Below are 8,832 nucleotides of genomic sequence, written 5' to 3'. Positions count from 1 at the left end.
GTGTTAGACATGTATCCAAGCCTATCTCTTAAGTTAAGAGACTTCTACTGTCTGGTTTCGCAGGGGGCCTACTCACAGCATTCCACAGACATTCATAAAATTTATGGCAGCGCACTAGTCTTTTATGAATTTTATCGGTGGGACTTTTTCAAAAGCTTTTTTCAAGATACCATCAGGAGTGCTTTGGATGCAGCGCCATTTACCTAATTTATATAAAACGCTGAGATCTCACTTCAGCCAATCAGGTCTGCGCGAGGGGGATAATATCTTTGTCCATTCATCCTTGATACCCCTTTATTATCAGCTCCGAAAGACACAATCGTTCGCTCCTGAGGCCGCATGCAGCTTGCTATACAAAGCCATACGCGACACCGTTAGGACTGGCATCATGGGTTGCTTATCCGCAACGTGGGAACATGAACATCATCCCATTGATAGCCGAGGTAGACTTCCGCCGTCTCATGATATAGGTGATTTTTCAAAATTTCTGTGTCAAAAACGCCATAGTATCCGCACGCAACATCCCGTTTTTTCGATAACTTTCAACCGACAAAAAGGCGGGCAAGAATTGAAATCACGTTTAATGTTAACCCATAAATATGCTTTTGGTCCATTGTCTCCTTGGCATTCGATGTTGGAAAACCAATTTAAAATTGTCATTATTGGATTGCCTGGCATCGAAAAACTCACATTAATACATCATATTGAACAACTTTGTGGTGTACCTTATGTTTATAACAAGTTAATAATGGATAAGGATGATACTCATTATTATATGTCCGTACCCTATCAGAATATGGAGGTGATATATGCAAATCAGGTTAATTTGGAAACTAAACTCAGCAGTGCTGGGATTATAAAAAAACATTCACTGAAGTGGGCGTTATTTTAGTCATGGATATGAATGCCGTTGCGGAGTTTCTAAAGGCCGAATTGCAAAAAAACTGCCACGCTTTTCTTTAGAGTTTGTGCAAACTGATGGTCATAACCTCTTTTATCAGCTCCAGGTGTCGTCCGTGTATAATGCAATTATAGGAAAAGAAGGGCTAACAAACCTTAACAGTGGTGATTATTTTCATAAAGTTCATGGGGGATATGTCTTTTGCGGACGAGATGAGACGCCATATCCTCTTGACCTTTTGAAGAGATTTTTTGGGGCGCTTGATGGCTTGCGTTTGGGATTTTTGGGTTGGGCATGTTCCATAAATCAAAAACTAGCCGTATTGCATATCTGCTGGCAATATATTCAGCCCTGCGTTGTACAGACGCACGCTCTAATTCAATTGCCTTTTCAATACGAAATATTTCATAAAGCCCTTCGGTGTAATATTCCACATTGAAACTCACCTGACAATAAGATAACTCATGGTTTGCAAGTTTACCTATATCTATGGATTTGATAAATTGCAATGAACTTTCCCGTACCAATCTCATCTGCCACCTAATGAATTAACAAGCAAGTTAGTCAAACGTACTTATTATACTTCAAGTCGCCTTTTTGTCGGCAGCAGGGCAATTTGAACTATGCGGAGTATAGATATGATCCATTGTGTAAGATAATCCGCCGTGCCATTGCCAGTCTATACTCTAAATAATGCGAGGCGCATAGCTCACTATGTGACTGGGGCGAGCGAGTGCAGCCAACAAAGCGGCAACTTGCAGTATGACGAGTATATAACGCATCGCCCTAACGCAAGTCAGATGGCGCCAATCATAACGGCAAAACGGCGGGCATTCTCTGATCAGTTAAATCAGGGAGAATATCATTGCCACAGGAAAACTGAACGGCCAGGTCGCACCGATTAACAATGATGCCAATAACCGGATAGCGCGCGTTTCCTTTGTTACAAACCAGGTAATACAAGTACAAATCAATCCCATCACAATATAAATCAATAGAATTTTATGGTAAATGAGCATAGGAAACAAGTTTTCCCGCAGAGGTAAAATATCAATAAGTTGCAGCAGATTTATCTGTATATTTTCAATATGTTGGGTTGCACCGTGGCGGCAAACGAGAAAGTTTCCCCGGAGCACGGCTCATTCTGTGACTCAGGGGAGCGCGCGGCCAACCAAGAGGCCACGTGAAATATGCCGAATCGCCATCCGTCATGCAACGGCGTCCGACAAACCGCCAGGCAATGGGTACGCACATCTCAGTTCAGTAAAAACTTACCGATGCGCCCCCGGCGGCATAGGGCGCATCGGCATGTTACTCTTTTGCGGCGTTGGCCACCGTCCGCGTCTTATCAGATAACATTCCTGCCGCGCAGGGCCTCCACATCCCCGCCGCTATAACCCAACTCATGTAAAATCTCAGCGGTATGCTCGCCTTGCAAGGGCGAACGGATGATCTCCACCGGACTGTCCGACATTTTGATTGGCATGCCGACAGTCGTGTAGCGGCCGCGTATCGGGTGATCAACCTCGACGATGGTCCCGCTGGCGCGCAGAGACGTATCCCCGGCGATCTCTTTCATCGACAGTACCGGACCGCAGGGGATGTCATACCGGTTAAGCTGTTCCATGGCGTCAAACTTGGTCTGGGTCATTGTCCATTGTTCGATGCGCTGAAAGATGGATCGCAATCTCGGCAGGCGGGCGGCGGGTGTACGATAATTTTCGTCTTCTATCCAGCCCTCTTCGCCGATAATCTTACATATGGCCGGCCACACCGCCGCCTGGGCGATGAAATAGATATAGGCGTTCTGGTCTGTCTCCCAGCCCCGGCATTTAAGGATAGACCCTGGCTGTCCGCCGCCGGAGGCATTACCCGCCCGCGGTACCGCCTCGCCAAAATGGCCATTAGGAAATTGCGGATATTCACTCAACGTACCGGTACGATCCAGCCTTTGCTGGTCGCGTAATTTGACCCGGCAAAGATTCAGCACCGCATCTTGCATTGAGACTGAAACTTTCTGCCCACGTCCGGTGGTGTTACGCTGGAATAACGCGGCAACGATACCCAGCGCCAGATGCAGACCCGAGCCCGAATCGCCTATCTGCGCACCGGTAACCAGCGGCGGGCCATCGTCGAAGCCCGTGGTTGAGGCGGCGCCGCCGGCGCATTGCGCCACATTCTCATAGGACTTGCAATCCTGGTAGCGCCCCGGCCCGAACCCTTTAACCGAAGCGAGAACGAGACGTGGATTGACGGACTGAATGTGTTCCCAGGTCAGGCCCATGCGGTCCAGCGCGCCGGGCGCGAAGTTCTCCACCAGGACATCGCAGCGCGCGATCAGACTCTCCGCGATTTGCAAACCTTCCGGCGTCTTGGTGTTGAGCGTCATGGCGCGTTTATTGTGGTTAAGCATCGTAAAGTACAGACTGTCCGCATCGGCAAGGTCGCGCAACTGCTTGCGGGTCGCATCGCCCTCGCCGACACGCTCAACCTTGATTACATCGGCGCCCATCCAGGCAAGCAGTTGGGTGCAGCTCGGCCCGGACTGTACATGGGTAAAATCGATAATTCTGATTCCGTCCAATGCCTTTTTCATACTCTCTCCTTAAATGCTCTCACTTATCCTTTATGCTCACTCGGCGGGCATTGCGCCTGCGACGAAACGCGACCGCCCTCCCTGGCCTCGGCCTCGGCCAGTCGCTTGCGCAACGCACGCGACTCATTAAAGCGCGCCGTGTCATCGCGAATAATGGCGGCGATCGACGCCATCTGGCCATCCTCGCCGGGCAGTAACGCCACGGTGAAGGCAATGGAAATCGTGCTGCCGTCACGCTTTAAGGCCGGTACTTGCAGAAGCGATGCGCCGTAACGGGTGGTACCGGTATGCATGGTCTGATCATAACCGGCCCAGTGCCTCGGCCGTTGCCGCTCGGGAATGATAATGTCGAGCGAAGCGCCCAACGCTTCGCTCGCCGGGAAGCCGAACAACCGTTCGGCAGCCGGGTTCCAGGCGGTAATGGTTCCCTTGACATCGGCTATTACCACCGCGTCGCCTATCGCCGTCAGGAACTGCCCTAGAGTGAGCGCCATAACGCTTAAACCGCTTTGGCCGAATGGATAAGCGCGATTTGCTCTTTCGAGTAACCCAGTTCGGTCAGCACCTCGTCGGTATGTTCGCCCAGCAGCGGCGAGGCGGTAATCTCGGGTTTGAGTTCCGAGAATTTGATCGGGCAGCCGACAGTCCAGTAACTTCCGCGTACCTTGTGCGGCACCTCGACGATAGAACCACTCGCCAACAGCGATTTATCGTGCAGCAATTCCTTCATTGACATCACCGGCGCGCAGGGGATGCCGAATTTACCGAAATAGTCCACCGCCGCGTACTTGTCTTTGCCCGAGGTCAAGATGAAATTTTCGATGGCGCCGAAGATTTCCATGATGTGCGGCTGCCGCGCTTTCGGGGTCGTATAGGCGGGATCATCACGCCATTCGGGATGTTCAATCGCATCGCAAATAGGCGTCCATACCAGGTCTTGCACGGTGAAATAAATGTACGCGTTAGGATCGGTTTCCCAGCCCTTGCACTTCAGAATCCAACCGGGCTGGCCGCCGCCGCCGGCGTTGCCGCCACGAGGCACGACGTCCGTGAACGGCTCGTGCGGATACTGCGGATATTCTTCCAGGTAGCCGACCCGGTCCAAACGGAGTTGGTCGCGCATCTTGACGCGGCACAGGTTAAGAACGGCATCCTGCATGGCGCAGGCCACTTTTTGCCCCTTGCCGGTCTTTTGACGGCCGATATAGGCGGTCAGGATGCCAATGGCCAGGTGCATGCCGGTATTGCTATCGCCCAAGGCCGCCGCCGAAATGGTCGGTCCGGCATTCTCGCCCTTCCACCAACCGGTGGTCGATGCCGCGCCGCCGGCGCATTGGGCGACATTTTCATAGGCTCGCAGATGTTCATAATGGTGGCCTTCGCTGAAGCCCTTGACCGACGCGAGAATCATCCGCGGATTTAATTCCTGGATATATTCCCAGGTGAAACCCATCCGATCCAGCGCGCCGGGGCCGAAGTTTTCCACCATGACATCGCTCTCTTTGATAAGCTTGATCAGGACTTCCTTGCCCTCGGGTTTCTTGGTGTCGAGCGTCAGCGAACGTTTGTTGCTATTGAGCATGGTAAAATACAGCGCGTCCGCATCGGGAATATCGCGTAATTGGTTACGGGTGATATCGCCCGAACCCGGACGTTCAATTTTGATCACGTCCGCACCGAACCAAGCCAGCATCTGAGTACACGCGGGACCCGCTTGGACATGCGTGAAGTCGATAATCTTGACACCCGCCAAAGGCAGATCTTTGTAGTTACTCATAAATTCATCTCCGTGGTTTATTGTGACTTATCAATTCATGGCCATAACGCTTATTTTTTCATCGCCTTGGCGGGATTCAGGTTGGTGATGCGGCCGCTTTCGGTACCGGCGGTCTCATCAATCGCGGCATTGATAAGCGTCGGCTTACCTGAGGCAATGGCTTGCTCCATGGCGCTGCGCAGTTCGTCGGCCGTCGTGACATGCGCGCCCACGCCGCCGAATGCCTGCATCAGCATGTCGTAGCGCGCATCCTTGACGAATACCGTGGGCGCCACATCCACGCCGCCAGAGGCATTTTTGTCGGTTCCCTTGTAAATGCCGTTATTGTTGAACACCACAATGCAGACCGGCAGGTTGTACCGGCAGAGGGTTTCCACCTCCATCCCGCTAAAACCGAAAGCCGAATCCCCTTCAATGGCGATAACCTGATTGCCGGTGACAACCGCCCCCGCGGCGGCGAAGCCCATGCCGATGCCCATCACGCCCCAGGTGCCCACATCCAGCCGCTTGCGGGGTAGGTACATATCCACGATGCTGCGGCCGAAATCGAGCGTATTGGCGCCTTCGCTAACCACAATGGCCTCGGGGTTGGCTTTGACGATATCTTTCACCACGCTTAGCGCGCTTTGGAAACTCATGGGGGACGGACGGGCGGCCAGTTTTTCAGCCATCTTGGCGAGGTTTTTGGCCTTGCGTTCCGCTATAGGGCCGGTCCAGTCAAGGGACGGTTTGGTCCAGCCGTGACCGATTCCGTCTAACAACGCTTTTACGCAAGAACCGACATCACCGATAAGCGGCGCGTCGATAGCGACATTGCTGTCGATTTCAGTTGGCGCGATATCGATCTGGATGAACTTTTTCGGTCCGTTTTCCTGGCCCCAGGTTTTGCCTTTGCCATGTGAGAGCAACCAGTTAAGACGGGCGCCGATGAGCAAAACCACATCGGCTTCTTGCAAAACATAAGATCGCGTCGCCGCGGCCGACAACTCATGCGTATCCGGCAGCAGTCCTTTGGCCATGGACATCGGCAGATAAGGGATGCCGGTTTTTTCGATCAAGGCGCGGATATCGGCATCGGCGCGCGCGTAGGCCGCGCCTTTTCCCAACAGAACCAAAGGCTTTTTGGCGTTTTTCAGCAGATCAAGGGCCCGGGCCACCGCCTCTGGGGCGGGCAGTTGTTTTGGCGCCGGATCCACCACTTTAATCAGGGACTTGCGTCCCGTCTCAAGGGGCAGGGTTTGCGAGAACAATTTGGCGGGAAGATCCAGATAAACCCCGCCAGGGCGCCCCGAAACGGCGGCGCGAATGGCGCGGGCAATCCCAACGCCAATGTCTTTGGCGTGCAGTACGCGAAAAGCGGCCTTGCATAGCGGCTTGGCGATGGCGAGCTGATCCATTTCCTCATAGTCGCCTTGCTGCAAATCGACGATCTCACGTTCACTGGAGCCGCTTATCAGGATCATGGGGAAGCAGTTGGTGGTGGCATTGGCAAGGGCGGTCAGTCCATTGAGGAAACCGGGCGCCGAAACGGTCATGCAAATGCCGGGTTTGCCGGTCAGGAAACCCGCCGCCGCCGCCGCGTTGCCGGCGTGCTGTTCATGACGGAAGGAAATGACGCGCAAACCTTCCCCTTGGGCCATGCGCAAAAGATCGGTAATGGGAATACCCGGCAAACCAAAGATCGTATCGATATCGTTGAGTTTGAGCGCGTCGAGGAAAAGGTGAAATCCATCGATCAATGCAGTTTCTTCGGATACTGCATGTGTCCCGATATCCATTTCGCTGATAACAGACATAAAGCCTCTCTTTAAATTGCCATGTTGTTCAATTCAGTGATGATTCAATTGTTCAATGCGTTGTTACGAATACACCGGATGCTTCTTTCCAAATAGGCGGGTGCTTCCACAGAGGAATAAGAATGACGCCGGAAAGTAATGCCATAATGGAGGAGACGATAATGGTAAAAGAATGGCCGTAAGAGGAAATCAGATACGCCGATAACACACCGCCATAAATACCGCCTAATCCCTTGGCCGTGGCATAAAGTAATCCGTAATTGGAGCCAGAAGCGACTTCGCCATAGTAATAACCTACTATTGAGGCGAACAGGGAATATAATGCCCCCCAGAAGAAAATCGAGATGATGCAGCTGCTGATAAATCCTGTTGAGCTGCCCGCTTGTGCAAAAAACAGCGCCACTAAGGAAAACATGCCGCAGAGAATATAGAAGATAGACATGGTCTTATCGACGCCAATTCTATCAGCGATCCAACCGCCCACCACCCTGCTTAGACCACTGGTGATAGCGATACCGACAGTAACAATTGTTCCCGCAGTCACGCTAAAATGGAACGCCGAGGCGAACTTGATACTTTTGGATATAAAAGTCAATCCCGCGGATGAAGCTAAAACAAACGAGGCGATCAGTACCCAGAACTGCCAGGTACGCATAGCTTCGCCCATGCTGTATTGTTTATCGCAAGGCCGTTTTGCCACGTTTTTCTTCGCGCCCGCGGTTGTTGAGAAATGATTCCAGCCCTTGGGCGGATCTTTCATAAAGAGGCCGGTGATGATAATGACGCCGGTGATAACAACCGTCATGAAAAAAATCACATTGAAAAACGCACTATCCGGCGCGGTCGGCGGGATATCCTGGATCGGTAAAATGAAAGGAATGGCCCCCCAGGAGAAGGCGGCGGATATCACCCCTATTGTGATATTCCTGTGGTCGGGGAACCATTTGTTGCAGGTTGTGATCGCGGCGTTATAGACAAATCCGCAAAAAAAACAACCAATACACCAAACAATGAGAACGACCGTATAGGAAAAAGTTTGTCCAAAGGCGCAAATCAGGATCCCCATGCCCGCAACGATACCCGCAACGACAGAAACAATCTTTGGTCCGAATTTGTCGCGCAGAATACCGCCAGGCAATGTGCCGAACGCCTGGAATATCACAAAGGTGGTGAACATTAACGAAAGTTTAGTCGGTTCCCAGCCATAAATTTTGGCGAAATGTGGCGCTATCACCGACCAGGCATATTCATATGGACTGATGACGGACATCGCCAGAAAAGCCAAAACAAACAGCCACCATCGACTAAAACCCAATATTTCCTTATCTGAACTTTTCTGCGTAGGTAGAGTCTCACTCATGGTACAGCCTCCTAAGATAGGATGTTCAAAAATAAATATTTTTTGAGTGAAACATCGGGAGATCGCTTCCTTTGAAAAAGGAATTCATCAGTGCCGTGCCACACTCAATTTTTATACTTGTAGACGTGAAGAGACGGTATGCCACGGCTTTATATAGCGCTCTATTCTTTTGGCTGGCATATACTCGTCATACTTCACTCGTCTCTTTGCGGGCCACGTTCATTCGTCCCGGTCACCAGAACAACATTTTTACCAGGATGTCTTCCTTTGCCATCGCGCCGCAGCTTAAATTAGGTAGAGCATTGACTCGTTATATTTCAGGTCACTTGTTTTTGATTTCAATCAATGTTAGCGTATCAATAACGAGTTGAAATATATTTGTTACGAATAGGCCTCCTCCCG

9 protein-coding genes are annotated in these 8,832 nt (G+C 51.4%); 2 read left to right on the top strand and 7 right to left on the bottom strand.

All coding sequences use genetic code 11. From position 1 onward, the window contains the following. Both FCN80_RS26995 and FCN80_RS22610 read left to right on the top strand, forming a co-directional pair. Positions 1–207, top strand: a 207-nt coding sequence (locus FCN80_RS26995) for a hypothetical protein (RefSeq protein ID WP_230492872.1), incomplete at its 5' end; no start/stop codon positions are given. Between the two features lie 181 nt (positions 208–388). Beyond that, positions 389–892 carry an AAC(3) family N-acetyltransferase gene (locus FCN80_RS22610; RefSeq protein ID WP_170975497.1) on the top strand — a complete coding sequence of 168 codons (504 nt, stop codon included), beginning with the start codon at positions 389–391 and terminating at the stop codon, positions 890–892. Between the two features lie 164 nt (positions 893–1,056). Here the strand turns inward: FCN80_RS22610 and FCN80_RS22605 are convergent, their stop codons facing one another. The 7 genes from FCN80_RS22605 to FCN80_RS22575 all read right to left on the bottom strand — a co-directional run bounded on the left by FCN80_RS22605 (position 1,057) and on the right by FCN80_RS22575 (position 8,430). After that, positions 1,057–1,410, bottom strand: coding sequence for a hypothetical protein (locus FCN80_RS22605; RefSeq protein WP_136992603.1), 354 nt, complete (start codon positions 1,408–1,410; stop codon positions 1,057–1,059). A 336-nt stretch (positions 1,411–1,746) separates the two neighbouring features. Further along, positions 1,747–1,920: a GhoT/OrtT family toxin gene (locus tag FCN80_RS27510; RefSeq protein ID WP_136992607.1), complete on the bottom strand. Its 174-nt coding sequence runs from the start codon at positions 1,918–1,920 to the stop codon at positions 1,747–1,749. 329 nt (positions 1,921–2,249) lie between these two features. Next, on the bottom strand, positions 2,250–3,497 hold the full coding sequence (gene frc / locus FCN80_RS22595) for a formyl-CoA transferase (RefSeq protein ID WP_136992602.1): 1,248 nt from the start codon (positions 3,495–3,497) through the stop codon (positions 2,250–2,252). A 23-nt stretch (positions 3,498–3,520) separates the two neighbouring features. Further along, positions 3,521–3,991, bottom strand: a complete 471-nt coding sequence (locus FCN80_RS22590) for a PAS domain-containing protein (RefSeq protein WP_136992601.1) — start codon at positions 3,989–3,991, stop codon at positions 3,521–3,523. A gap of 5 nt (positions 3,992–3,996) precedes the next feature. Further along, on the bottom strand, positions 3,997–5,274 hold the full coding sequence (gene frc / locus FCN80_RS22585) for a formyl-CoA transferase (protein WP_136992600.1): 1,278 nt from the start codon (positions 5,272–5,274) through the stop codon (positions 3,997–3,999). A gap of 50 nt (positions 5,275–5,324) precedes the next feature. Next, on the bottom strand, positions 5,325–7,070 hold the full coding sequence (gene oxc, locus FCN80_RS22580) for an oxalyl-CoA decarboxylase (RefSeq protein ID WP_136992599.1): 1,746 nt from the start codon (positions 7,068–7,070) through the stop codon (positions 5,325–5,327). Positions 7,071–7,122: 52 nt separating this feature from the next. Then, on the bottom strand, positions 7,123–8,430 hold the full coding sequence (locus FCN80_RS22575; RefSeq protein ID WP_136992598.1) for an MFS transporter: 1,308 nt from the start codon (positions 8,428–8,430) through the stop codon (positions 7,123–7,125). Between the last annotated feature and the right edge of the window lie 402 nt (positions 8,431–8,832).

The sequence above is a fragment of the Martelella alba genome (assembly GCF_005217455.1).
GTDB lineage: Bacteria > Pseudomonadota > Gammaproteobacteria > Enterobacterales > Enterobacteriaceae > Acerihabitans.
The sequence above is the reverse complement of the archived record's forward strand: the minus strand, read 5'-3'. Positions and strand labels throughout refer to the sequence as shown.

Bases quoted from the DNA above. Each gene is read 5' to 3' on its own strand.
- frc (WP_136992600.1), bottom strand. From the start codon at position 5,274: ATGAGTAACTACAAAGATCTGCCTTTGGCGGGTGTCAAGATTATCGAC.
- FCN80_RS22610 (WP_170975497.1), top strand. From the start codon at position 389: ATGGGTTGCTTATCCGCAACGTGGGAACATGAACATCATCCCATTGAT.
- frc (WP_136992602.1), bottom strand. From the start codon at position 3,497: ATGAAAAAGGCATTGGACGGAATCAGAATTATCGATTTTACCCATGTA.
- FCN80_RS22575 (WP_136992598.1), bottom strand. From the start codon at position 8,430: ATGAGTGAGACTCTACCTACGCAGAAAAGTTCAGATAAGGAAATATTG.
- FCN80_RS27510 (WP_136992607.1), bottom strand. From the start codon at position 1,920: ATGCTCATTTACCATAAAATTCTATTGATTTATATTGTGATGGGATTG.
- oxc (WP_136992599.1), bottom strand. From the start codon at position 7,070: ATGTCTGTTATCAGCGAAATGGATATCGGGACACATGCAGTATCCGAA.
- FCN80_RS22590 (WP_136992601.1), bottom strand. From the start codon at position 3,991: ATGGCGCTCACTCTAGGGCAGTTCCTGACGGCGATAGGCGACGCGGTG.